The sequence below is a fragment of the Burkholderia sp. Bp9099 genome, assembly GCF_003857805.1.
In the GTDB taxonomy this organism is placed as follows: Bacteria; Pseudomonadota; Gammaproteobacteria; order Burkholderiales; family Burkholderiaceae; genus Burkholderia.
This window is the reverse complement of sequence record NZ_QTPU01000011.1, coordinates 101,577-125,471: the sequence shown is the minus strand read 5'-3', so window position 1 is coordinate 125,471 and position 23,895 is coordinate 101,577. Positions and strand designations below refer to the sequence as shown.

24 protein-coding genes are annotated in these 23,895 nt (G+C 66.9%); 13 read left to right on the top strand and 11 right to left on the bottom strand.

Translation table 11 applies throughout. From position 1 onward, the window contains the following. The first annotated feature begins 344 nt into the window (after positions 1-344). The gene (gene infA / locus DIE17_RS14590) at positions 345-608 is read left to right on the top strand and encodes a translation initiation factor IF-1 (RefSeq protein WP_011355053.1); all 264 of its coding nucleotides are present in this window, start codon (positions 345-347) and stop codon (positions 606-608) included. 692 nt (positions 609-1,300) lie between these two features. Beyond that, positions 1,301-3,373 (top strand): Na/Pi cotransporter family protein, encoded by a 2,073-nt coding sequence (locus DIE17_RS14585; RefSeq protein WP_124666793.1) that lies wholly within the window; start codon positions 1,301-1,303, stop codon positions 3,371-3,373. Between the two features lie 168 nt (positions 3,374-3,541). On the opposite strand, the gene dmpG is transcribed toward DIE17_RS14585, so the two are convergent. The 6 genes from dmpG to DIE17_RS14555 all read right to left on the bottom strand — a co-directional run bounded on the left by dmpG (position 3,542) and on the right by DIE17_RS14555 (position 10,295). Then, entirely contained in the window at positions 3,542-4,573 is a 1,032-nt protein-coding gene (gene dmpG / locus DIE17_RS14580; RefSeq protein WP_124666794.1) for a 4-hydroxy-2-oxovalerate aldolase, read from the bottom strand. Positions 4,574-4,589: 16 nt separating this feature from the next. Continuing rightward, the gene (locus DIE17_RS14575; RefSeq protein ID WP_044845651.1) at positions 4,590-5,489 is read right to left on the bottom strand and encodes an acetaldehyde dehydrogenase (acetylating); all 900 of its coding nucleotides are present in this window, start codon (positions 5,487-5,489) and stop codon (positions 4,590-4,592) included. A gap of 19 nt (positions 5,490-5,508) precedes the next feature. After that, the gene (dmpE, locus tag DIE17_RS14570) at positions 5,509-6,291 is read right to left on the bottom strand and encodes a 2-oxopent-4-enoate hydratase (protein WP_124570869.1); all 783 of its coding nucleotides are present in this window, start codon (positions 6,289-6,291) and stop codon (positions 5,509-5,511) included. A gap of 83 nt (positions 6,292-6,374) precedes the next feature. Beyond that, a complete protein-coding gene (locus DIE17_RS14565; RefSeq protein ID WP_124484696.1) occupies positions 6,375-7,757 on the bottom strand; it encodes a DUF1329 domain-containing protein in 1,383 nt (460 codons plus the stop codon). 41 nt (positions 7,758-7,798) lie between these two features. Beyond that, positions 7,799-9,364, bottom strand: coding sequence for a DUF1302 domain-containing protein (locus tag DIE17_RS14560; RefSeq protein WP_124570867.1), 1,566 nt, complete (start codon positions 9,362-9,364; stop codon positions 7,799-7,801). A gap of 151 nt (positions 9,365-9,515) precedes the next feature. Further along, complete coding sequence (locus DIE17_RS14555; RefSeq protein ID WP_124666795.1) at positions 9,516-10,295, bottom strand: SDR family oxidoreductase; 780 nt, start codon at positions 10,293-10,295, stop codon at positions 9,516-9,518. A gap of 139 nt (positions 10,296-10,434) precedes the next feature. Between DIE17_RS14555 and DIE17_RS14550 the strand changes: the two genes are divergently transcribed. From DIE17_RS14550 to DIE17_RS14525, 6 genes are all read left to right on the top strand, one after another. Continuing rightward, positions 10,435-11,271 (top strand): alpha/beta fold hydrolase, encoded by an 837-nt coding sequence (locus tag DIE17_RS14550; RefSeq protein WP_124666796.1) that lies wholly within the window; start codon positions 10,435-10,437, stop codon positions 11,269-11,271. Between the two features lie 62 nt (positions 11,272-11,333). Continuing rightward, a complete protein-coding gene (locus DIE17_RS14545) occupies positions 11,334-12,122 on the top strand; it encodes an SDR family NAD(P)-dependent oxidoreductase (protein ID WP_044844631.1) in 789 nt (262 codons plus the stop codon). Between the two features lie 38 nt (positions 12,123-12,160). Then, on the top strand, positions 12,161-12,910 hold the full coding sequence (locus DIE17_RS14540) for an electron transfer flavoprotein subunit beta/FixA family protein (RefSeq protein ID WP_124921069.1): 750 nt from the start codon (positions 12,161-12,163) through the stop codon (positions 12,908-12,910). Between the two features lie 16 nt (positions 12,911-12,926). Next, on the top strand, positions 12,927-13,889 hold the full coding sequence (locus DIE17_RS14535) for an electron transfer flavoprotein subunit alpha/FixB family protein (RefSeq protein WP_124666798.1): 963 nt from the start codon (positions 12,927-12,929) through the stop codon (positions 13,887-13,889). A 3-nt stretch (positions 13,890-13,892) separates the two neighbouring features. After that, on the top strand, positions 13,893-14,423 hold the full coding sequence (locus DIE17_RS14530) for a transferase hexapeptide repeat family protein (RefSeq protein WP_124570863.1): 531 nt from the start codon (positions 13,893-13,895) through the stop codon (positions 14,421-14,423). 273 nt (positions 14,424-14,696) lie between these two features. Beyond that, positions 14,697-14,945: a hypothetical protein gene (locus tag DIE17_RS14525; RefSeq protein WP_124485054.1), complete on the top strand. Its 249-nt coding sequence runs from the start codon at positions 14,697-14,699 to the stop codon at positions 14,943-14,945. Between the two features lie 60 nt (positions 14,946-15,005). Here the strand turns inward: DIE17_RS14525 and DIE17_RS37440 are convergent, their stop codons facing one another. Beyond that, on the bottom strand, positions 15,006-15,176 hold the full coding sequence (locus DIE17_RS37440; protein ID WP_185733765.1) for a hypothetical protein: 171 nt from the start codon (positions 15,174-15,176) through the stop codon (positions 15,006-15,008). Positions 15,177-15,424: 248 nt separating this feature from the next. Between DIE17_RS37440 and DIE17_RS14520 the strand changes: the two genes are divergently transcribed. Beyond that, positions 15,425-16,477 (top strand): alpha/beta fold hydrolase, encoded by a 1,053-nt coding sequence (locus tag DIE17_RS14520; protein WP_124666850.1) that lies wholly within the window; start codon positions 15,425-15,427, stop codon positions 16,475-16,477. 36 nt (positions 16,478-16,513) lie between these two features. Here DIE17_RS14520 and DIE17_RS14515 read toward each other — a convergent pair whose 3' ends face one another. After that, complete coding sequence (locus DIE17_RS14515) at positions 16,514-17,677, bottom strand: MFS transporter (protein WP_124666799.1); 1,164 nt, start codon at positions 17,675-17,677, stop codon at positions 16,514-16,516. A gap of 344 nt (positions 17,678-18,021) precedes the next feature. Between DIE17_RS14515 and DIE17_RS14510 the strand changes: the two genes are divergently transcribed. From DIE17_RS14510 to DIE17_RS14500, 3 genes are read left to right on the top strand one after another with little or no spacing between them, the layout of a single operon-like run. Next, positions 18,022-18,666: a DUF1326 domain-containing protein gene (locus tag DIE17_RS14510; protein ID WP_044844625.1), complete on the top strand. Its 645-nt coding sequence runs from the start codon at positions 18,022-18,024 to the stop codon at positions 18,664-18,666. After that, positions 18,663-19,454 carry a DUF2182 domain-containing protein gene (locus tag DIE17_RS14505; RefSeq protein WP_124666800.1) on the top strand — a complete coding sequence of 264 codons (792 nt, stop codon included), beginning with the start codon at positions 18,663-18,665 and terminating at the stop codon, positions 19,452-19,454. Before DIE17_RS14510 ends, DIE17_RS14505 begins: the two co-directional genes overlap by 4 nt. Positions 19,455-19,498: 44 nt before the next feature. Continuing rightward, positions 19,499-19,852 carry a copper-binding protein gene (locus DIE17_RS14500; protein WP_044844623.1) on the top strand — a complete coding sequence of 118 codons (354 nt, stop codon included), beginning with the start codon at positions 19,499-19,501 and terminating at the stop codon, positions 19,850-19,852. A 53-nt stretch (positions 19,853-19,905) separates the two neighbouring features. On the opposite strand, the gene DIE17_RS14495 is transcribed toward DIE17_RS14500, so the two are convergent. Together DIE17_RS14495 and DIE17_RS14490 are read right to left on the bottom strand one after the other, a co-directional pair. Beyond that, a complete protein-coding gene (locus DIE17_RS14495; RefSeq protein WP_124666851.1) occupies positions 19,906-20,316 on the bottom strand; it encodes a VOC family protein in 411 nt (136 codons plus the stop codon). 63 nt (positions 20,317-20,379) lie between these two features. Next, complete coding sequence (locus DIE17_RS14490; protein WP_044844621.1) at positions 20,380-20,841, bottom strand: Lrp/AsnC family transcriptional regulator; 462 nt, start codon at positions 20,839-20,841, stop codon at positions 20,380-20,382. Positions 20,842-20,956: 115 nt separating this feature from the next. On the opposite strand from DIE17_RS14490, the gene DIE17_RS14485 reads away from it, so the two are divergent. Continuing rightward, positions 20,957-21,604, top strand: coding sequence for a LysE/ArgO family amino acid transporter (locus DIE17_RS14485; RefSeq protein WP_124666801.1), 648 nt, complete (start codon positions 20,957-20,959; stop codon positions 21,602-21,604). 118 nt (positions 21,605-21,722) lie between these two features. Here the strand turns inward: DIE17_RS14485 and DIE17_RS14480 are convergent, their stop codons facing one another. Beyond that, on the bottom strand, positions 21,723-23,651 hold the full coding sequence (locus tag DIE17_RS14480) for a TonB-dependent receptor domain-containing protein (RefSeq protein ID WP_124666802.1): 1,929 nt from the start codon (positions 23,649-23,651) through the stop codon (positions 21,723-21,725). Positions 23,652-23,895: the final 244 nt, after the last annotated feature.

Below are 23,895 nucleotides of genomic sequence, written 5' to 3'. Positions count from 1 at the left end.
GATGCATCGGTCGTGTGCTTCCCTCATCCATCGCACGTCCGTACGACGTGCGATCCAACGCCCTCGCGACGCGTTCGCCGTGTCGCCAGCGGCCCATGCTGCAACCCGAGTAGACCGTCGCCATGCCGCACGCGGCGCGGTCCCGACTTTGCGCGGTGCTGATCGCATCGCCGCCACTGACCGCCCGACCGCCGCAACGCGCCGGGCTCCGATTGCAAGGCGGGCCCGTCGCCCGTCTGAACGAATTGATACCCGGCATCCTGCCGGCCGCCGTCCCGTTGCCGGGCACTGCGCTGGTCAGTTCGCCGCGGCCGCGGTCATTCACCTTGTCTGGAGGAATTGGTTTGGCAAAAGAAGAACTGCTGGAACTGGACGGAATCGTCGACGAAGTGCTGCCGGACAGCAAATACCGTGTCACGCTTGAAAACGGCGTCGTGGTCGGCGCGTATGCGTCGGGCCGCATGCGCAAGAACCACATCCGCATTCTCGCGGGTGACCGTGTGACGCTGGAACTGTCGGTGTACGACCTGACGAAGGGGCGCATCAACTTCCGCCACAAGGACGCGAATTCGCCGCGTCCGCCGCGCACCGGGCAACCGCGTCGCTAAGCAGTAGCGATCGGGCGGCGCAACGCCGTACCGATCGAAACCCGTCCGGCCCGGTCATGCGGCCGGGCACACCGGATGGACGGCGCAGGTCGCGCCGTTCGCCGGTCTGGTTCGCGGATTCGACATCGGCGAGCCATCTCCGACGAGCGCCGGCCCAAAGCGCGCGCTCCGCTCCCATCCAGTTGTACGCATCCACGTATCGCACCGCGCGTTTCAATATCGAAACATGCCGACGTGTCGGCACAGCGGCGTGCTCGGCCCGCTCGTGATGGTGACGCCACCACGTGGTCGCCGGGCGCGCGTGTTGGCGGCAATCAACATGGGCCGATGCATGAGAGACGCAGGCCTGTATCAACGCTGCAACACATCCATTCGCCCAACGGGCCCATTTCCGTATTTTTCGGTTTCAACACGCCTTGCGCACCCGACCCGCATTGGTGGCACGCCACTTGCAGCGGGGATGTGGCTGCGGGCGCGTGATTTCATGGAAACCGCCGTGGGCGACCGTAACGTGGCGCACGGCGTCTTCGGGGGAAGGCTCGTCGCATGATCTACGGTTCGGTCGTGCGTTTCTCCGTCGCGACAAGACGTATTCGAGTTCGCCTTTCCTCGCCGGCCGACGACGGGCGTGATCGAACTTCACGACGGGAAACGGTACAAGAACAACCGGTCGGCGTCTGGGGCCCAGAGTCATGACATTCACGTTCACGCTGGTCGATCTCGCCGGCTCGATTGCGCTGGTGCTGCTCGGGACGCAGATGCTTCAGACCGGCATGCAGCGCGCGTTCGGCGCTGGCCTGCGGTCGCTGCTGGAACGGGCGCTTTTCGGGCGACTCCCTGCCTTCTTCGGCGGCATGGGCGTAACAGCGGTGCTGCAGAGCAGTACGACGACCGCGGTCATGACGAGCGAGCTCGCCGCGCAGGGGCGCGTCGGCCTTGTCCCGGCACTGGCCGTCGTGCTCGGCGCGAACGTGGGTACGACGTTGCTCGTGCAGGTGCTTTCGTTCGAAGTCGGCGCCGTGTCGCCCGCCCTGATCCTCGTTGGCGTACTGATGTTCCGCAAGGTATCGAACACTTGCGCTCATGAACTGGGGCGCACGCTCATTGGCCTGGGCCTGTTGCTGCTCGCACTGCATCATCTGCAGGAGTTGATGACGGACTACGAGGATGCGCCGAATCTTCGGATGCTGCTGAGCGACGCATCCACGATACCGCTGATCGACGTCCTGCTGGCGGCCGGCCTGGCCTGGGCCGCCGATTCGAACGTCGCGATCGTGCTCCTGATCATGTCGCTGTGCGCGCAAAACGTCATTCCCCCCGATACGGCTTTCGCGCTGGTGCTGGGTGCCAACCTGGGCGCGGCCATTCGCCCGGTGCTGGAGGAGACCGCGACACACGATCCTGCCTCCCGATGCGTGCCGGTCGGCATGCTGCTCATTCTGTCGGCCGGCGTGGTGATTGCGCTTGTCGCACTGACGCCGATCGGTTGCGTCATGGTCAGGATCGAACCGGACAATGGGCGGGTGGTGGCCGATTTCCATACGCTGTTCAACCTGTCGCTGGCCGGGCTGTTCCTGCCGCTGCTGGTCCCGTACGCCGACCTGCTGACCCGACTGCTTCCTTCGCTCGTGAAGGTCTCGGCCGCGTCCCGATCGCAGTACGCCGATCCGCTCGCGGAACAGGCGCCCGGGATCACGCTCGGCATGGAGGCCCGTGATGTGCTTCCCGTCGTCGACACGCGATACGGGATACGTTCACGAGCCCGTGCCGCATCGATCGCCCGTGCCGGAGCGTCGGTCACGGAAGTCCGTACCCACGACGACGTTCTCGACAATGTCAGGATTGCACCCCGGACACCGCTGACGCGCCCCGATGCCGGACAACTTGCCGGCTACGATGGTCAGCACCGGAATGCAGGCGAGGACCGGCTACAGGAGGACGCGCGGCATTGCATCGAAATCAGGAAATGCGCCGGCCATACGATCGAGCACCTTGGCGCCGACGGCAACGTGCAGACGTACTACCCGGCGAAGTCGCTGTGGCTCACCCTGCAGGACATCCAGGTCGTCAGGCGACTGGAGCCTGCCGGAGGGACAACGCATTCGACGCTTTCGACCTATGTCCAGGGGACGGCGAGTCTGGACGACTGCTGTCTGTCGATCATGGGTGACGTGCAGAACAGCACGCGCACGATACACATCACCTTCGCGGCTCGCGAGATCGGCCAGCCTGAACGGCACGGCCTTCGCGAATTGCAGGACGAACTGGGCATCACCCATTCGGACGATCCGCTTGGCACGGCACGGCTCGGCTACAACGAGTCCGATGACGAGATGCAGGAACCGGCTCAGTGGTGGGCATGGTGCGACGTGCCGGCGAGCAGCATGCAGGCACTTGCCGACGGCGTCGAGGCGGGGCAGGTCACAGCCGTCAAGGCCGGGCTGTGCCTGCGGGACGTCTATACGTCGATCCCGCCCGGTGCCGTGCTGACGGGGGGATTGCGCGTGTTCCTGAGGCCCGGCGAGGATGGCAACGCATTGAAGGCGGCGCCGATCGCCAGCGGATACGTCGTGTATCTCGCCATCGATCTCCCGAAGGTCAGTCTGCCGGGAGATGGCCGGACAGCGCGGATGCCGCTGCGCACGGACGACGGGAATCCCGTCGTGGCGCTGACGGAGAGGCTCGACAAGGTGTTCACCGGCTTGAAGTGGCTCGCTGCGCTGGTCGCGATCCTGGTTGTCGTGCTTCTGAGCAAGGGGCGGTGACAACCAGGAAGCCGGGGGCTGCCGATCGCGTTGCGGCCGATTCGGCTACCGGCTCCGAATCACTGCATCAAGCGTGCGCAATGCTCGAGCGGCCGCGTCTCGCAGGAAATCTTCGACGAACGGCTCGCATCATGTCGATTGCCGCGCGTGCTGTACGCTGACTGCCGTTCAGGCCGCCACCGCCCGTGCCCGCGCCATCGTCAGCGCCGCATCCTCGATCATGTCCTCCTGCCCGCCGACGAGCCGCTGCCGGCCGAGTTCGACGAGGATGTCGCGCGCCGGAATCCCGTACTTCGCTTCCGCGCGCTTCGCGAACAGCAGGAACGACGAGTAGACGCCCGCATAGCCGAGCGTCAGCGCATCGCGGTCGAGGCGGATCGGCGCGTCCATGATCGGCACGACGAGATCCTCGGCGACGTCGGAAATCGCGAACACGTCGACGCCGGTCTCGATTCCCATCCGGTCGCACACCGCGACGAACACTTCCATCGGCGTATTGCCCGCACCGGCACCGAGGCCGGCGGCAGCCGCGTCGATCCGGTTCGCGCCGGCGGCGACCGCCGCGACCGAGTTCGCGACGCCCATCGCGAGGTTGTGGTGGCCATGGAAGCCGAGTTCCGTCTCCGGCTTCAGCGCGGCGCGCACCTGGCCGATCCGCGTGGTCACGTCGTCGGGCAGCATGTGGCCGGCCGAATCGGTGATGTAGATGCAGTTCGCGCCGTACGACTCCATCAGCTTCGCCTGCACGACGAGCTGCTCGGGCGACGACATGTGCGCCATCATCAGGAATCCGACGGTATCGAGGCCGAGCGTGCGCGCGAGGCCGATATGCTGTTCCGACACGTCGGCTTCGGTGCAGTGCGTCGCGACGCGGATCGTGCCGACGCCGAGCTCGTGCGCCATGCGCAGGTGCTCGACGGTGCCGATGCCGGGCAGCAGCAGCGCCGACACCTTCGCCTGCTTCAGCTCCGGAATCACGGCGCTCAGGTACGCCTCGTCGGTATGCGCGGGAAAACCGTAGTTAACCGAAGCGCCGCCGAGCCCGTCGCCGTGCGTGACCTCGATCAGCGGCACGCCGGCCGCATCGAGCCCGCGCGCGATGTTGCGCATCTGGTCGAGCGTGATCTGGTGACGCTTCGGGTGCATCCCGTCGCGCAACGACATGTCGTGGACGGTGATCTTCTTGCCTGCAAGTGACATCGTGTGACTCCTCGACTCAAGCGGTGGCGGCCGTCGCGGCCAGCATCTGTTCGGCGAAACGCTCGGCCGTGGCGGCCGCGGCGGCGGTCATGATGTCGAGATTGCCCGCGTATTTCGGCAGGTAATCGCCGAGCCCCTCGACTTCCATGAACACCGACACGCGGTTGCCGTCGAACACCGGGCCGTTCTTCAGCGTGTAGCCGGGCACGTAGCGCTGCACTTCCTTGACCATCGCATGCACCGACGCGGTGATCGCGTCGACGTCGGGCGGGCCGTCGGTGAGGCAGTGGATCGTGTCGCGCATGATCAGCGGCGGCTCGGCCGGGTTGATCACGATGATCGCCTTGCCCTTGCGGGCGCCGCCGACCTGTTCGATCGCGCCGGACGTCGTGCGCGTGAATTCGTCGATGTTCTTGCGCGTGCCGGGGCCGACCGAGCGCGACGACACCGTCGCGACGATCTCGCCGTACGCGACCGGCTGCACGCGCGACACCGCGTACACCATCGGGATCGTCGCCTGGCCGCCGCAGGTCACCATGTTCACGTTCATCTGCGCGCTGCCGAGATGCGCGTCGAGGTTGACCGGCGGCACGCAGTACGGCCCGATCGCGGCTGGCGTCAGGTCGATCATCTTCACGCCGAGCGCGGTGAGCTTGTCGGAGTTGTCGCGGTGCACGTAGGCCGACGTCGCGTCGAACGCGATGCGGATCTCGTCGTCGGCGACGTGCGGCAGCAGCCCGTCGACACCTTTGTCGGTGGTCTTCAGCCCGAATTCGCGGGCCCGCGCGAGGCCGTCGGACGCAGGGTCGACGCCGACCATCCACACCGGTTCGAGCACCGGCGAGCGGCGCAGCTTGTAAAGCAGGTCGGTGCCGATGTTGCCGGGCCCGATCAGTGCGCATTTGATTTTCTTCATCAGGATTCTTCCTCTTCCTTTAGATAAAGCGGACGTCGCAACCGCCGATGCCGGAGATGTGCATCGACAGCGCGTCGCCGGCCGTGACCGGAATCAGTTTCGCGAGCGAGCCGGACAGCACGATCTCGCCGGCGAGCAGCGGCACGTCGTATTCAGCGAGCGTGTTCGCGAGCCACGCGACCGCGTCGGCGGGATGGCCGAGCGCCGCATCGCCGCGGCCTTGCGCGACGATCTCGCCGTTCTTCTCGATGGTCATCTCGCACGCGGCGAGATCGAGCGTGCGCGGATCGACGCGCGCATCGCCGAGCACGTACACGCCGCACGACGCGTTGTCGGCGACGGTGTCCTCGATGCGGATCGCCCAGTCGCGAATGCGCGAATCGACGATCTCGAAGCAGGGCGCAACCGCGGCCGTCGCGGCGATCACGTCGGTGCGGTCGATGCCGGGGCCGCGCAGGTCGCGCGCGAGGATGAACGCGATCTCGCCTTCGGCGCGCGGCGCGATCAGCGACTCGGTTGCGATCGCCTCGCCGGCCGCGTAGTGCATGCCGGACAGCAGGATGCCGAAATCGGGCTGGCGCACGTTCAGCATGTCCTGCACGGCCTGGCTCGTCACGCCGATCTTCTTGCCGACCACCGATTCGCCGCATTCGACGCGGCGTTCGATGAAGCGTTGCTGGATCCGGTACGCATCGTCGAGGGACAGCCGGCGCGGCCGCCCCGACAGCGGCGCGACCGGCGCGCGGGAGTGCCACGCGGCATACAGCTCGTCGCCGAGCGTCGCATGCAAGCGGTTGGACATGGTAGGGCCCTCGAATGGAAAAGGCCGCCGTCCCGGGCGGCGTCGGGCGCCGGAGCGAGGCTCCGGCGCGGGCGGCGATTTGCTTAGTTACCCGAACTGCGGATCGCGTCCGGCGAGAAGTACGCTTCGCTGAACTGCGGGCTGCTGTCGAGCTTCGGCATCGGCCCTTCGTTGGTCAGGCGGTCGGCCATGTAGGCGCCGGAGATCAGGTCGTGGAAGAACACGACACCCGGGTAGAACGTCTTCGCGTCATATGCGTACAGCGTCGTCGCGACGTTGGTGCGCCACAGCTGGCCGCGTGCGTCGTAGTTGTCGGCGAGCAGCGTCATCCACGAATCCTCGTCGATGTACAGCACGCGTTTCGCGTACTGGTGACGGTAGCCGCTCTTCAGCGTCGCTTGCAGCACCCACACACGATGCAGCTCGTAGCGGATGTACGAAGGGTTTTCGTGACCCTTGGTCAGCAGGTCCGCATACTTGACCGAGCTGTCCATCGCCTTGTAGTTGTCGTACGGCACGTAGACTTCGCGCTTGCCGACGATCTTCCAGTCGTAGCGGTCGCCGGGGCCGTTGTACAGGCGGTCGTCGTCGACGGTGCGGAAGCCGCCCGGGCCCTGCGGCTGGTCATAGCCGTATTCGGGCGCCTGGCGCACGCGCCGCGTGCCCGGGTTGTACATCCACGTGCGCGACGAGTTGTCCGCGCCGGCCTTGTCCCAGTTCGTGAAGCCGACGATCAGCGAGCCGCGGTCGGACAGCGGCAGCTCCGTCGCGTTGCGATAGAACGTGCGGTTGTTCAGGTCGCTCTTCACGTCGTACTTGCCGACGTTGCGCGGCGAGTAGATGTCGTAGCGCACCTTGCCCCACGCGATGTTGCCGTCGGAGTACACGACCGCCTGGTCGTAGGTTGCCTGCTCGGTGCCGATCGCCGACGAGAAGCGCTGGTTCCACAGCAGCTCGGCGGCCGTCTTCGGGATCGGGTACGGCACCTGCGGCGGCGCGTTGGTCAGCCCGTTCGCGTCGGACGTCATCGTCGAATCGGGCGCATACGTGCGGATGTCCTTGTAGACGGAATCCGCGTAGCGGAAGTCGCGATGGCTCGGATAGACGTTGATCTTGAACGTGGCCGGATAGCGCTTGAACATCGCCTTCTGGCCGTCGGTCAGGTGCTCCGCGTACTGCGCCATGTTCTCGGCGGTGATCGTCGCGACCGGCTTCTCGTTCGCGAACGGATCGGGGTAGCGGCTGCCGCGCTTGTACTGGACGTCGGGCGGCGTGCCGAGCCACTTGCCCGACCACTCCGGCACGCTGTTGTCCTTGCTCGCGGCGCGCACCGCGCCCATCGGCGTGAGCGGGCCGTCGAGCGCCTTCAGGTCGTCCGGCGTGACCTTCGGGAACGAGGCCGTCGCGACGAGCGCGCACGCGGCCATCACCGATGCGCGCAGGAGGGGGAGACGAGTTCGTTTCATGACAAATCCTCTTCTTGCTGAGTGACGAGCGGCCGGGCCGCTCAGAAGTGGTAGGTCGCCGTGGCGAGCACGTAGTCGCGATCCGCGAGCGGACGCGTGACCGGGTTGGGCGAGCCGAGGAACTTGGCGTAGACGAGCGCCAGCTGCAGGTTGCTCAGGCGCGTGAACGTCACGCCGGCGGTCACGCGGTGATCGCCCTGGCCCGTCAGCGAGCCGAGCGCGCCGGCGAGCGGCGACGTGCCGGTCAGGTCGTGCGAGTAGGTCAGCGGCACGTCGAGATCCCAGCCGTTGAACACGTTCTTGTAGCTGAGCGTCCACGCGATCTCCATCGCGAGCGCGTTGCGCGAGTTGGCGAGCGTGGTCGAGCCGTCGAGCGCGGAGATGCCGCCGGCATGCACGTACGTCAGTTCGCCGACCAGCGACTGCGAGTTTGCGAGGAAGCTCGGCCCGATCGAGTAGATGCCCGACAGGTTGGTCTGCAGCACGTTCGCGCGCGTCGACTGCGGGCCGGTCGGCGTGTTGACCAGCACGGCCGCGCCCTGGCGGTACGACACTTCGCCCGCGACGTTCACCGGGCCGACCTGCGTCGAGAAGCTCGCGCCGGTCAGCTTGATGTTGCTGAAATATTTCTGCTGGTACTGGAGCGTCGGGAAGTACGTCGTGACGACGCTCGGGTTCATGTCGTTGTAATGCAGGTGGTACACGCCGAGCTCGGTGTCGCCCAGCACGCGCACGCGTGCGCCGATACCCCACTGGTTGCGGGCGCTCGGCTTGTCGTCGGCCCCGCGCGGAATGATCATCCCGCCCGGGCCGATGATGAACTGCGCGCCCGGGCCGACCACGTCCGAATAGCTCCAGTACGTGCCGGGCGCGGTCAGGCGGTTCTGCTGGAACGAGAACTGGTAGTAGCCGAGCAGGCTGAAGTTCGGCGTGATCTGCCACTGCGTCGAGATCTGCGGCACCGGCAGCAGGATGTCCTTCACCTGAGCGCCCGCGACATAGGACTTGGTGGCATCGGCCGGGCCTTGCGCGCCCGCGATGTTCGGGAAGAACAGGCTTTCGCCCCACGCGACCACCTGGTCGCCGACCTTCACGTTCAGGCTCGTCGGGCCGATCTTGAAGGTGTTGTAGGCGTAGGCGGCGAGCAGCGTCGTGTGGCCGCCCGACCAGTAGCGGGCGTCGCCGGTGAAGTTGTTGTACTGGCCCGTGTGGTTGACCGTGCCGGGCGCGTCGTTGTAGTTCGGGTGGCGGTACGCCTGATCGTAGAACGTGCTCGCGCGGACGAACACGCCCCAGTCGTCGTGCTTCAGGTTCACTTCGCCGAGCAGGCTGACCTGGTTCTCGATCAGCTTGTTCTTCGCGAAGTTGCGATCGCCGTCGTCGCCGTTGATGTTCGCCGGCGTCAGCAGATTGCCGCTCGGCGCACGCGTGCGCATGCCGAGGCCGTAACTCAGCGTGAACGTGTAGTCCAGCGTCGTGTCGGCGCCGAGCTCGATCGTGCTGCCGGCGTGCGCGTCGGGAACGGCGCAAGTCAGCAGCGCGGCGGCCAGCGTCGACAGCGCGGCGGTGGCCCGCTTGTCGGTACGGCGCGAAATCCGTTGATGCATGGTGTCTCCTCTGGGGGTATCGACGACGGTCGACTGTGGTTGTCGTGAGAGGCAGAGTAGGGAGATCGCGATAGCAGGGAATCGTCAAAATGAACTAGATGACTTCCCTAGGACTGGAAACGATCGGCGTACGCCTCTGGCGGCGCGTGCGTCAGCGCGCTTGCATCTGCGCTGCGGCCAGGAACGCGGGCCGTTCGCCCCCGCCGTCGAGTCGCAGGTTCGCGCCCGACGTGTACGACGCGTCGGGCGACGCGAGGAACAGGCACGCCGACGCGACGTCGTCGGGTGTCGCGAGCCGTGCGGCCGGAATCGTCGCGCGGATCGCATCGAGCGCCGCATCGTCGCCGTAGTGGCCTTCGGTCGCGGATTCGGTTTGCACGAGGCTCGGGCTGATCGCACACACGCGCACGCGCGGCGCCCACTCGACCGCGAGCGACGTGACCGCGTTGACGAGCCCCGCCTTCGCGGCGCCGTAGGCCGCGGTGCCGGGCGACGGCCGCGACGCGCTGACGCTCGCGATGAACAGCATCACGCCGCCATGCGGTTGCGGCTGCATGATCGCGTTCACGCGCTGCGCGAGTTGCAGCGGCGCGATCAGGTTCAGCCGCACGATCGATTCGGTGAAGCGCGGCGATGCGTCGGCCGCGAGCACGAACGGCGAGCCGCCCGCGTTGTTGACGAGCACGTCGAGGGCGCCCGTCGAGGCGCGGACCGTCGCGAGCATCGCGTCGACCTGCTCGATGTCGCGGAGGTCGGCCGCGATGAAGGTGGCCGTGCGTCCGCCGGCGGACGGCGGCGTGTCGGGCGCGCTGCGCCCGCACACGAACACGCGCGCGCCCGCCGCGAGAAACCGCTCGGCGATGCGCCGCCCGATGCCCTTGGTGCCGCCTGTCACGAGCACCGTCTTGCCGCTGTAGTCGAATCCGTTCATCGTCTGCCTCCGTTTTCGGTGGCCCGATGATAGGAACAAGCGCGCGTGGCTTCGTAGTCTGAAAGGATGATGCCGGCCAGCGCCGGCGGCGCAATCATCGTGGCAGGCATCCATCGACCGACGAAGGAGACAACCCGCGATGACGACCCCCACGACGCCGCCGGCCGGCATCTTCACCGACGTAGCGGGCGGCTTGCGCCTGCATCATTTCGAGGCGGGCGCAGGCCGCCCGGTGGTGTTCATCCACGGCAGCGGCCCGGGCGCGAGCGGTTTCAGCAACTTCAAGCACAACTACCCCGCGTTCGCGGCGGCCGGCCACCGCGCGATCGTCGTCGACCTGCCGGGCTACGGGCAGTCGTCGAAGCCGTCCGACGTCGCCTACACGCTCGATTTCTTCGTCGGCGCGCTGCACGCGCAGTTGTCCGCGCTCGGCATCGGGCCGGCCGTGCTGCTCGGCAACTCGCTCGGCGGCGCGATCGCGCTGAAATACGCGCTCGATTACCCGGACGAAGTCGACGGGCTGATCATGATGGCGCCGGGCGGCGTCGAGGATCGCGACACCTATTTCCGGATGGAAGGGATCCAGCGGATGGTGAAGCTCTTCACCAATCGCCAGATGAATGACGACACGATGCGCGAGCTGCTGACGCTGCTGGTGCACGATCCGGCGATCGTCACTGACGCGCTCGTCGCCGAGCGGATGAAGGTGTGCGTCGAGCAGCCGACCGAAGTGTTGTCGACGATGAGCGTGCCGAACCTGACGGGCGCGCTCGCCGACCTGCACTGCCCGGTGCTCGGTTTCTGGGGCACGGACGACCGCTTCAATCCGGTCGGCGGCGCGCTGACGTTCCTCGAGCGTTGCCGCGACGCGCGCTTCGTGCTGCTGAACCGTTGCGGCCACTGGGTCATGGTGGAGCATGCGGCCTATTTCAATCGGGAATGCATCGATTTCCTGGCTGCGCCGACGGCGCGATGATGCGCGATGGTTTTGATGGCCGGCCCGTTCGTGGCCGGTTCGCCTAAATTCAAGGAGACACAATGAAACTCATCGAAGACCTGTTCGACCTGCGCGGCAAGGTGGCCGCGATCACCGGCGGCGCGCGCGGCATCGGCGCGGAAACGGCGCGCACGCTGGCCGCGGCCGGCGCGAGCGTCGCGATCCTCGACGTGCTGTCGCAGCCCGCCGAAGCGCTCGTCGAGGAGATTCGCGCGCAGGGCGGCCAGGCCGCGTTCTGGTCGCTCGACGTCACGCAGGAGGCCGACGTCGAGCGCGTGTTCGGCGAGATCGTCGCGCGCTTCGGGCGCCTCGACGTGCTCGTGAACAACGCGGGCATCGAAGGGCACAACGTGCCGACGCACGAACTCACGCTCGCACAGTGGCAGCGCGTGCAGGACGTGAACGTCAACGGCGTGTTCCTGTGCACGCGCGCGGCGATTCCGCGCTTGGAAGCGGCCGGCGGCGGCTCGATCGTGAACCTGTCGTCGATGTACGGGATCGTCGGCGGCCCGGACGTGCCCGCGTATCACGCGTCGAAGGCCGCGGTGCGGATGATGGCGAAGGTCGATGCGATGCTGTATGCGGCGAAGAACATTCGTGCGAACTCGGTGCACCCGGGCTACATCCGCACGCCGATGCTCGAGGACGCGTTCCGCCAGATGGGCCAGGATCCCGACAACGTGTTCGGCTATCTGCAGACCCACGTGCCGATGGCGAAGATCGGCAGCCCGCGCGACATCGCGGCCGGCATCCTGTATCTCGTGTCGCCGGCCGGGCGCTACGTGACGGGCGCGGAGCTGGTGATCGACGGCGGATACACCGCGCGCTGACGCGCCGCGGCGGTCGAAACAAGAGAGGAGGCAGGCAGTTGAAAGCGCTCGTGGCAGTGAAGCGCGTGGTCGACGCGAACGTGAAGGTCGGCGTGAAGTCCGACCGCACCGGCGTCGACATCGCGAACGTGAAGATGTCGATGAACCCGTTCGACGAAATCGCGGTGGAAGAGGCCGTGCGGCTGAAGGAGGCCGGCGTCGTGACGGAGGTGGTGGCCGTGTCGGTCGGTGTCGCGCAGGCGCAGGAAACGCTCCGCACGGCGCTCGCGATCGGCGCGGATCGCGCGATCCTCGTCGAAGCTGGCGACGCGGTCGAGCCGCTCGGTGTCGCGAAGATCCTGAGGGCGCTGGTCGACAAGGAACAGCCGCAACTGGTGATCCTCGGCAAGCAGGCGATCGACGACGATTCGAACCAGACGGGCCAGATGCTGGCCGCGCTGGCAGGTCTGCCGCAAGCGACGTTCGCGTCGAAGGTGACGATCGCCGATGGCAAGGCAACCGTGGCACGTGAAGTCGATGGCGGCGCGGAAACGCTGTCGCTGTCGCTGCCGGCGGTCGTGACGACCGACCTGCGCCTGAACGAGCCGCGCTACGTGACGCTGCCGAACATCATGAAGGCGAAGAAGAAGCCGCTGGAAACTGTGAAGCCGGAAGACCTGGGCGTGGATGTCACGCCGCGTTTGAAGACGCTGAAGGTGGCCGAGCCGCCGAAGCGCGCGGCCGGCGTGAAGGTGCCGGACGTGCAGACGCTGGTCGACAAGCTGAAGACCGAAGCCAAGGTGCTGTAACAGGGAGCGGACGGACATGACGATTCTGGTAATCGCCGAGCACGATGCGGCATCGGCTGGCGGCGCGTCGCCGATCAAGGCCGCGACGTTGAACACGGTGGCGGCGGCCGCCGAAGTCGGCGCGTTCGGCGGTGGCGACATTCACGTGCTGGTCGCGGGCCACAACGCGCAAGCAGCGGCCGATGCAGCGGCGAAGATCGCAGGCGTTTCGAAAGTGCTGCTCGCCGATGCGCCGCAACTCGCGGACGGTCTCGCCGAGAACGTCGAAGCGACGGTGCTGACCGTCGCGTCGAACTACTCGCACATCCTCGCGCCGGCCACCGCGTACGGCAAGAACATCGCGCCGCGGATCGCCGCGAAGCTGGACGTCGCGCAGATCTCCGACATCACGGCGGTTGTATCGGCCGACACGTTCGAGCGTCCGATCTATGCTGGCAACGCAATCGCGACGGTGCAGTCGGGCGACCCGATCAAGGTGATCACGGTGCGGACGACGGGCTTCGATCCGGTCGCGGGCGTTGGCGGCAGCGCAGCGGTCGAGAAGATCGAAGCGGCAGCAGATGCGGGTGTGTCGCAGTTCATCGGCCGGGAGGTGACGAAACTCGATCGCCCCGAACTCACCAGCGCGAACATCGTCGTGTCGGGCGGCCGCGGCCTGGGCAGCGGCGAGAACTACATGAAGGTTCTCGAACCGTTGGCCGACAAGCTGAGCGCCGCACTCGGCGCGTCGCGCGCGGCAGTGGACGCCGGCTACGTGCCGAACGACTACCAGGTCGGCCAGACCGGCAAGATCGTCGCGCCGCAGTTGTACATCGCCGTCGGTATTTCAGGTGCGATCCAGCATCTGGCCGGCATGAAGGATTCGAAGGTGATCGTCGCGATCAACAAGGATCCGGAAGCGCCGATCTTCGGTGTGGCCGATTACGGCCTCGTCGGCGACCTGTTCACGCTCGTGCCCGAAGCGGCCGCGGTGCTCTGAGCGATGCCGCTGTTCGAATTCGACGGCATGCGCCCGCGCGTCGCTTCGTCCGCGTACGTTCATCCGAGCGCGGTCGTGATCGGCGACGTGACGATCGGCGCGGGCTGCTACATCGGCCCGCATGCGAGCCTGCGCGGCGACTTCGGCGCGATCGTCGTCGGCGACGGCAGCAACGTGCAGGACGGCTGCGTACTGCACGTCGGCATCCGCGAGACGTGCCGGCTCGGCGTGAACAGCCACATCGGCCATGGCGCGATCGTGCACGGCGCGACGCTCGAGCCGGACACGATGATCGGGATGAACGCGGTCGTGATGGACGGCGCGACGATCGGCGCGACCACGATCGTCGCGGCCTGCGCGTTCGTGAAGGCCGGTTACGACGTGCCGCGCGGCGTGCTGCTCGCGGGCGTGCCGGGCCGTGTGGTGCGGCGGCTGAGCGACGCGGAGATCGACGCGAAGGCGAACGGCACGCGGATCTATCAGCAGCTGGCGGTGGATTGCTTGAGGGGGCTCCGGCAGATCGACGACGCGTAAGCGATGCGCGTTGTCGACGCGTCGTCGTTCGGGCGGAGGATGCCTGCCGGCGGCAAGACCGTCGTGCGTCAGCGTGAATACCGCAAATCCGTGCGCGCCGAGCGCCGCAAGGCGCCGCGCCGAAAGCGCGATGCCACGGTTTTATCGGGGTTTGTGCGGATGGCGATTCGCCGTCGTGCATGCCGGTCGCGACGTACGCGCGGGATCGATTGCCTGATGCGGCGCCGTTGTCTTAAGATCGGCGTCACACCATCCCACCGCCTCCGGCGCCGAATGAAAACGACCCTACGCCTGCGCGTCGCCATTATCGCTTCGGCCTTCGCCGTCTATCACGTATTCATGCACATTCAGTGGGTCGCCAGCGGTTGCATCGAATTTCGCGGCAGCCGGCATTGCAGCTTCGAGAACAGTGAGAATTTCGAAGGCATGATGGACTTCGACCTGCTGCTGACCTGCGCGTGGGTCGCGGGCGCGATGATGGCGTGGTTCGCGGTCGCGCGGTCGTCGAAGAAACCGGGTTGACGTCAGGACGACACCGCCGAGGGCGGCGGATGCGCCGCGTGCGGCGGCGCGTTTTCGCCGTCAATGCCCGACGGCTGCCATCATTCGCGCCGAATGGCGTTCGCCTGTCGCCGCACCGACCGGTGCGGGCTCGTCCAGCGCTGCCAGTTCGCCGGGCGAGAGATCGATGTCCGATGCGACAACGTGTTCCTCAAGATATGCGATACGCCGGGTACCCGGAATGGGCACCATGTTGCGGCTCCACGTTCACGCGATGACGATTTGCGCAGGCGTGACACCATTCGACGCTGCGAGTGCGGAGACTCAGCCGACCAGCCGATGGCGGCACGCGCGACCCAGGCGCATACAGACGGATTCAGGCAATGCGTCCTATTGCCGTCTTTCAATCCGCCTTGCAAGCCGTTTCCTATCGACTAACATTTTCCGGTAGCGCCTGTTTGTCGGTTTGTCGGTCAGTCCCACTGAAACGGGAGATAAAAATGCCACAAGAAATCGACCCGCGCCGGCGTGGCTTTGCGCGCATGGCAGCCGGTGCGCTTGTTGCAGCGCAGTTCGAGATGCTGCAATCCGCTCACGCACAAAATGCGCCGTCGGCAACACCGCCGATGCCACCGATCAAGCCTGGAAGCCATTCGTCGTTCACGACGATCAAGCAGATCAAGGCCGGGTTGCTCAATGTCGGTTATGCGGAAGCGGGCCCGGCCGATGGCCCGCCGGTCATGCTGCTGCACGGCTGGCCATACGACATCCACAGCTTCGTCGACGTCGCCCCGGCGCTCGGCGCGCAGGGGTATCGGGTGATCGTCCCGTACCTGCGGGGCTACGGCTCGACCACCTTCCTGTCGGACCAGACGATGCGTAACGCGCAGCCGACGGCCGTTGCACTCGACATCATCGCGCTGATGGATGCGCTGGACATCCGGACGGCCCTGTTCGGTGCATTCGACTGGGGCGCGCGAACCGCCGATATCATTGCCGTGCTGTGGCCGGAGCGTTGCAAGGGGCTGGTATCGGTGAGCGGCTATCTGATCGGCAGTCAGAGCGCGGGAAAAATGCCGCTGCCGCCCGCCGGCGAGTTCCAGTGGTGGTATCAGTTCTATTTCGCGACCGACCGCGGCCGCGACGGCTACGAGAAGTACACCGAAGATTTCGTCAAGTTCATCTGGAAGCAGGCGTCGCCGAAATGGAACTTCGACGACGCGACCTTCGCGCGAAGCGCGCCGGCTTTCCGAAACCCGGATCACGTCGCCATTACGATCCACAATTACCGGTGGCGGCAGGGGCTTGCGGTGGGCGAGGCGAAGTACGACGAATACGAGCAGCGGCTTGCATCCGCGCCGCCGATCACGGTTCCGAGCATCACGATGGAAGGCGACGCGAACGGGGCGTTTCACGTGCCGCCGGCCGTCTATCGGGCGAAGTTCACCGGTAAGTACGAGCATCGCACGATCACCGGCGGTATCGGCCACAATCTGCCGCAGGAGGCGCCGCAGGCATTCGCCCAGGCGGTGGTCGACGTCGGGCGGTTCTGACCGGCAGGCTGCGCGGCGGTTCGTCCCGCCACTGCGTCATTGCGTGCGCACCGGCTCCGGCCGGTCGCGCAGGATCGCGAGCGACAGCGCCGCCAGCCCGCAGCTGGCGATGAGCATCAGCAACGCGCCCTTGCCGGCATGCACCATCACCCAGCCGCCAAGCGACGGAAACCCGAACGCGCCGATGAAATACGACGCGACGAACCAGGTCAGCACGCCATGCCGTTGCGCGTCCGGGCAATCGTTGACCGCCTGTGCCTGGATCACCGGATACATGAGGCCGTAGCCGGCGCCCAGCAGGACGGCCGCGACGGACTGCAGCGATGCGTGCGCGGCAGCGCCGAACATCGCGAGCGCGCCGAGCAGCATCAACATGAGCAGGCCCTTGGTCGCCGTTTCGGGGCGCGCCATCCTGACCCATCTGCCGAGCAGCCAGCGCGCGCTCACCACCGTCATCGTATAAACGCTGAAGAATGTGCCGGGCCGCGCCTGCGTGCCCTGCATCAGCGACATCTGGAACGTCATCAGGCCGGAGAACACGCAGGTGCCGAGCGCGATCATCGCGATCGGCGCGGCCGCCCGCGTGCGCGAGATCGTGCGCAGCTCGCGCACCCACCGGCCGCCGGCGACGGGGGCGGACGGACGCGGGCTCAGGCGGCCGAATGCTTCCAGCATCAGCGACGCGAGCGCGCACAGCGCGCCGACCGCGTAAAGCGTGTCGTCGATCGACCAGTGGAGCATGCGCATCGCATAGGCGGCAAACGCCGGGGATGCGCCGATTCCGGTCATCTGGAACGTCGCCGATCGAAAGAACCAGGTGCCGCGCTCCGCACCGCTGGTACGCTCGGCCAGCGACATCGGCGCGGCCAGGTGAAACGCGCCCCAGCCGAAGCCGACCAGGAAGCCGGACGGCAGGTCCGCGTAGGCCGCGCGCCCGACGAGCGCGAAGCCGACGATGCCGGCGCCGATGCACAGTGACGACAGCGCGGCGATCCGTGTGGTGCCGATCTGCTGCGAGAACCAGCCGACGAACGACAAACCGGCGAACGTGCCGACCGTCGCCGCGGCCAGTGCCGCGCCGGTATCGAGATCGCTGCCGCCGATCGCGCGAAAGCGCATCGACAGCAGGAAGGTTGCACCGTAGCCGCCCGCGGTGAGCAGGGTGCCGACGAGAAACAGCAACGCACTTTGAACACGCATGACAGCGATCCGGGGCGACGGCGACGGTCGAGGTGAATCGGCGATTGCGAGACAGTATGAACCAGGACCGATGCGGGATGCCCGCATTCGTGATGCCGCGGACGTGCCGTCGGCTTTTGTCCGACATGGCTCGAACACGCTCGTCCGAGCGCGCCGTTGCGCATCGAAAGGCCTGCATCGGCGGGGCTGCACGACGAGGTTGAATGCGTCGGGCCGGCACCGTTGCGCGCCGCGCGGCGCCTGGTTTTTTTCGACGCACGAGGCACCCGCGCGCACTTTGATTTCCCCTGTCCGCTGCACTAGATTCGAAACATTACGTGCCAGCGACTGCGCGAGGTGAAGCCATGACGCCGTGGGAGATCCAGGGAACCGAACTGATGAACTGCAATTGCTCATACGGTTGCCCCTGCCAGTTCAATTCGTTGCCGACGCACGGCAACTGCGAAGCGATGGGTGCGATTTCGATCGACAGCGGCCACTACGGCGACGTGGTGCTCGACGGTGTCCGGATCGCGGTCGTGTTCCAGTGGCCCGGGCCGATTCACGAAGGCCACGGCCGGTGCCAGCCGATCGTCGACGAGCGTGCGAGCCCCGCGCAGTGCGAAGCCGTGCTGAAGATCATGACCGGTCAGGACACCGATCCGTTCGCGACGATGTTTTCCGTGTTCGCATCGACGCTCGAGCAGGCCTACGAGCCGATCTTCGCGAAGATCGATTTCGACGTCGATGTCGATGCGCGGCGCGGCCGGATCAGCATCGACGGCGTGCTCGACATCGTCGGCGAGCCGATCCGCAATCCGGTGACGGGCGCCGAACATCGCGTGCGGATCGACCTGCCGCACGGCTTCGAATACGAGCTGGCCGAGATCGGATCCGGCACCGGCCGGTCGCACGGCCACATCCAGCTGGATCTCGAGCGGAGCTACGCGCAGTTCGCACGGCTGCACCTGAACAACCACGGGCTGATCCGGCATCGCGTCGCGGCATGATCCCCGTCGGCGAGCTGCTCGGACGCGAGCGCGTCGTCACGCTGCTCGGCATGACCGCGCTCGTCGGCGCGTGCTGGGCCTACCTGTGGACGGGGGCCGGCACCGGCATGTCGGCGCTGGACATGACGGCGGTCGCGCTGTTCCCGCATCGGCTGGCCGACGGCATGGGCGCCATGGATCCGTCGCTGGCGACCGTGATCGTGATGTGGTGGGTGATGATGATCGCGATGATGACGCCCGGCGCGGCGCCGGTCGTGCTGCTGTACCGGCGCGTGCTGCGGCATCACGATCGGGGCGATGCCGGGTCGGCATTCACGTCGACGTGCCTGTTGGCCGGCTATCTGGCCGTATGGCTCGCGTTCTCGGTCGGCGCGGCCGTGCTGCAGATGCTGCTGCAGCCCGCCGGCCTGATCTCCGGGATGATGCTGTGGTCGAAGAGCGCCGTGCTGTCCGCGATCGTCCTCGCGCTGGCCGGCGTCTATCAGTTCTCGCCGCTGAAACAGGCCTGCCTGCGGCAATGCCGGTCGCCGGTGCGGTTTCTCGCGACATACTGGCGCCCGGGCATCACGGGCAGCTTCCTGCTCGGCGCGCGCCACGGCGCGTATTGCGTGGGCTGCTGCTGGCTGCTGATGGCGCTGCTGTTCGTCGGCGGCGTGATGAACGTCGTGTGGATCGTCGCGTTGTCGCTGTTCGTGCTGGTCGAAAAGGTGCTGCCGGGCGGCGAGCGGGTCGGCCGCGCGCTGGGTGTCGTGCTGATCGGGTGGGCGGTCGCGACGTTGCTGGTGTAGCGGGTGCGTTCCATGCGTTACCCGCTGCAGCCGGGAGTCGGTCGATGAAGATTCGAAATATTGCCGTCGCCGTCCTCTGCGCGATGAACGTCGTCGCGACACCGGCGTATTCAGCCGGCAGCATGTCCGACATGAACATGGACATGGGCGACTCGAAGACGTCGGCGCCGGATGCCGCGCTGACCAACGCCGAAGTGAAACGGATCGATGCCGAGCACGGCATGGTGACGCTGAAGCACGGCGCGCTCCAGAACGTCGGGATGGCGCCGATGACGATGGCATTCAAGGCCGGCGACCCGGCGATGATCGCGTCGCTGCACGTGGGCGACAAGGTCAAGGTCCGGGTCGAGCGCGTGAACGGTGCGCTGACGATCGTGAAGCTCGTGCAACGACGGTAACGCTCGCGCAAGCAACCGCTTGCCGGGCAACTGTCACGGACCAGTCGCCAGCGCTAACCCGGTCCATCACCGGAATCGCGGCCGGCGTCTGCAAAATTCAACTCGACGCCATTCCCGGCCGGATCGGTGAAAAAGATCTGCAGCTGGCTCGTGACCGGCACGTACCGGCGCGCGTACCGGACCTGCGCGTCGACAAGACGCCGCTCCATGTCCGCGGCATTCGCGCACGAAAACGCCACATGGTCGAACGTATTGACGACGTGCGCCGGCCGCGCCTCGCCGGGCCGCGCTTCCGACAGGTGGAGGATCGCCTGCGCCCCCGCGTAGAGCCAGTAGCCGCTGCTCTGGAACGGCGGTCGATACCCGGGTTCGAGGCCTACGACGTTCACGTAAAAGTCGCGCAGCGTATCGAGCGTGGCCCGATCCGCGCGGAGGTTGTAATGATCGAATCCGATGACTGGCATGGCAGGTTGTCCGGTTCGCGCAAGCGGCGCATGGCACAGCATCGCGCAGCGCGGGGCATCCTGTCACCCCCGAACGCCTTTGACCGCCGCGGCCGGACGGGCGAGCCCGCGCGCCGGCAGCGGCGTCGACATCACGATCGACGTGCGCGTTTCGCCGTACAGATTGATGCGCTCGATCAGCTGTTCGAGATGCGCCATGCTGACGGCGACAAACCGCATCACGTAGGAATCCGCGCCGGTCACGTGATGGCACTCGACCACTTCGGGAATGGTCTCCAGCAGCTTCAGGAATTTCGCCTTCGCCGGCTGCGGCACCGTGATGCCGATCAGCGCGCTCACCGGGTAGCCGGCCGCGGCCGGATTGACCCGCGCCGTGTAGCCGTCGATCACGCCCGCCGATTCGAGGCGCTTCACGCGTTCCGTGACCGCCGGCACCGACAGGTGAACCTGGCGTGCCAGCTCCGTGTAGCTGATGCGGCCGTTGGCCTGCAGCAGCGCGAGTATTTTCCAGTCGAGTTCGTCCATCGCGGCGGAGTTTTTAAGGTGAAGCGGCTATTTTTCCTTAAAAACCGCCTTCAGCGGCGACCGGAGTTTCCCTACGATGACGATTCAACGCATTGCATGTCGCGAGGAGCCGGCCATGTTGTTCATCAAGTCCGTCGTGATGGGATTGTCGATCGCGGTGCCGGTCGGCCCGATAGGCATGCTGTGCATCCAGCGCAGCCTGAGCCGCGGCTTTCACGCGGGGTTCGCGACGGGCATCGGCGCCGCGTGCGCCGATGCGATCTACGGGCTGCTCGGCGCGCTGGGCGTCGCCGGCATCGTCACCGCGTTCCCGATGCTGACCGTCGCGCTGAAAATCGGCGGCGGCGCGTTCCTCGTGTGGCTGGCGTGGTCGATCGCGCGGCAGGCGCCGGCGGCGTCGACCGCATCGGCGGCGGTTCGAGACCTGCCGCGCACGACCGTGCTGCGCGATTTCCTGACGACTTTCGGCCTCACGCTGTCGAACCCGATGACGATCCTGTCGTTCGTCGGGATCTTCGCGGCGCTCGGCCCGCTGGCGGGCACGCATGAAGGCGCGATGGGGGCGGCCGTCGCGCTGATGGTCGCCGGCGTATTCCTGGGTTCCGCGACGTGGTGGCTGTGCCTGAGCAGCGCGACCGCCGCGTTGCGCACGAAGATGTCGCTGACGTTCATGCACCGGCTATCGCGCATGTCGGCCGTCGTGATCGCCGCGTTCGGCGCGATCCAGTTGATCGCGGGCGTGCGGGGCGTCGCAGGGGCGTGACGCGTAGCGCGGTGCGAGCGAACGCGATCTTGCGCTCGCGGCCGACGACATCCGGCACCCGTACACCCGTCGGCATCGCCACCCGCGCACCTGGGTGCCGATGCACCGACCACCCCGCTCAGAACGTATAGCTGACCTTGCCGAACGCCGTGCGGCCGAGCGTGTTGTAGCCGTACGCGGTCATGTACTGACGGTCGAACAGGTTCGACAGCGTGGCGGACACCGTCAGGTGCGCGTTGATCCTGTACGACGCGCGCAGGTTCACGCTCAGGTACGACGGCAGGTACGTCGTGTTGGCCGGATCGTCGAACGTCGTGCCGCCGTAGCTCAGCGACGCGCCCGTGCTCAGCGCGTGCAGATGGAATTCGTCCCACGTGTGGTCGACGTTCACGCTGACGGTCTGGCGCGGCCGGCGGTTGAGCCAGCTGTCGTTGGTCTCGTCCTGCGGATTCAGGATCCCGATCGCGACGCTGACCGGCGTATAGCGGCCGATCGTGCCCTTGTACGACAGGTCGATGCCGCGGATATGCGCACGGCCGATGTTGATCGGCGAGAACGTCGCGGGGTTGTACGCGATCAGGTTGCTGACGCGCGTGTCGTAGATCGCGGCGCTGAACGTGCCGTACGCGGTGTTCGCGTCGAGCGCGGCCTCGACCGAATCGCTGCGTTCCGGGCTCAGGTCCGGATTGCCGTAGCCCGGGTAGTACAGGTCGTTGAACGACGGCAGGCGGAACGCATTGCCGTACGACACGCGCGCCGTATAGACCGGCGTAATGGCCCACGACAGCGCGGCGTTGCCGGTGTTCACGGCCTTCCCGGCAATGATCTCGTGGCGGCCCGCGACGAACATCGTCACGCTGCCGAGCGTCGCCGACTGATGCAGCGAGAACGCGGAATCGTTGCGCGTCGGCACGCCGTCCGGCACGTCGACCGGCAGGAACGCCTGTTCGCGCGTGAAGTCGTACGCCACCTTCGTCTCGCCCGACAGCGGCAGGCCGAACAGATGGAAGCCGTGCGCCTGATGGGTCAGCGACGTCGACGAGCTGATGCGCTGCGAGTTGATCTGGTCGGTCGGGATGGCCGGGTCGCTCGCGTACAGGAACTGGCGATCGTTCGCATAACCGAACGACTGGTCGAATTGCGTGTCGGGGGTGACGTCGAGATGGAACGCGAGGCCCGTCGTCAGCTGATGATCGAGCTCGCGGTTCGCAAAGCCGGCGTTGTCATAGGACAGGTCGGAGCGGTGGTACAGCGCGAACGTCGAGATCGACCAGTTGTCGCGCGCATAGCCGAGGCGCGCATCGAGGTCCTGCGCGTGATACGGATTGCGGCCGTCTTCGTGGTAGGGCAACACGGGCCGCGTTGCGTCGATGCCCGCCGTGTTGTAGTCGTGCAGGCCGAGCGTGTAGGTGAGGCCACCCAGCGCGGCGAGCGGCCCCGTCGACGGCACGGTGCCCGACGTTCGCAACTGCGTGTCGAAGGTCTTGTTCGAGCCGCCGCCGAACGACACGGTGGTCTGGTTCGGCTGGCCGGCGGCGCGGCGCGTGAACAGCTGCACGACGCCGCCCATCGCGTTCGCGCCGAACGACGCGGCGGCCGGCCCCGAGATCACCTCGACGCGCTCGAACGCTTCGGTCGGCAGGTCGGCCCACGGCGCGATGCCGGTGGTCGGCGAGCCGATCCGGATGCCGTCGATGAACACCGCGACCTGGCTGGCCGACGAGCCGCGGATGCTGACCGACGCCGACGAACCCGGGCCGCCGTTCTGCGAGACGGTCACGCCCGGCAGCGTCGCGAGCGCCTGCGTGATGCTCGGGTCGCTCGGCGACAGCCGGTCGAGATCGGCGCGCGTGAGCACCTGCGTCGTCGCATAGCGCTGGTCGAACGACTCGGGCAGATGCCGCGTGTCGGTCACGCTGATCGTCGGCAGGTCGGCGCCTTCGGCGGGTTGGGGCGGCTGCGCGGGCGGCATGTCGCCGGCGGCGTGGGCGATCGGGGAGAGCAGCGCCGTGGCGGCGGACGTGGCGAGAAGGTGGCGAAGATTCATGAGGCAGCGAGGGTGATCGTGTTGCAGGTACGGCGAGCGTAAGCGGGTGGCGGCGAGTACCGCCTGGTTGTCGTTGGTCTATCGCGGGACCGGCCAGCGTGGGCGGCATTCACGCGTGTCGTCATGACGCGTGCCGCGCGACACGGCACGGCACACGCGTGCGGACACGCCGCGCGGACTGGCCGCGCAACGGCACGACGCTTCCGGCGTGGAAGCGGAGGCGGAAAGATCGGACATCCGAAGG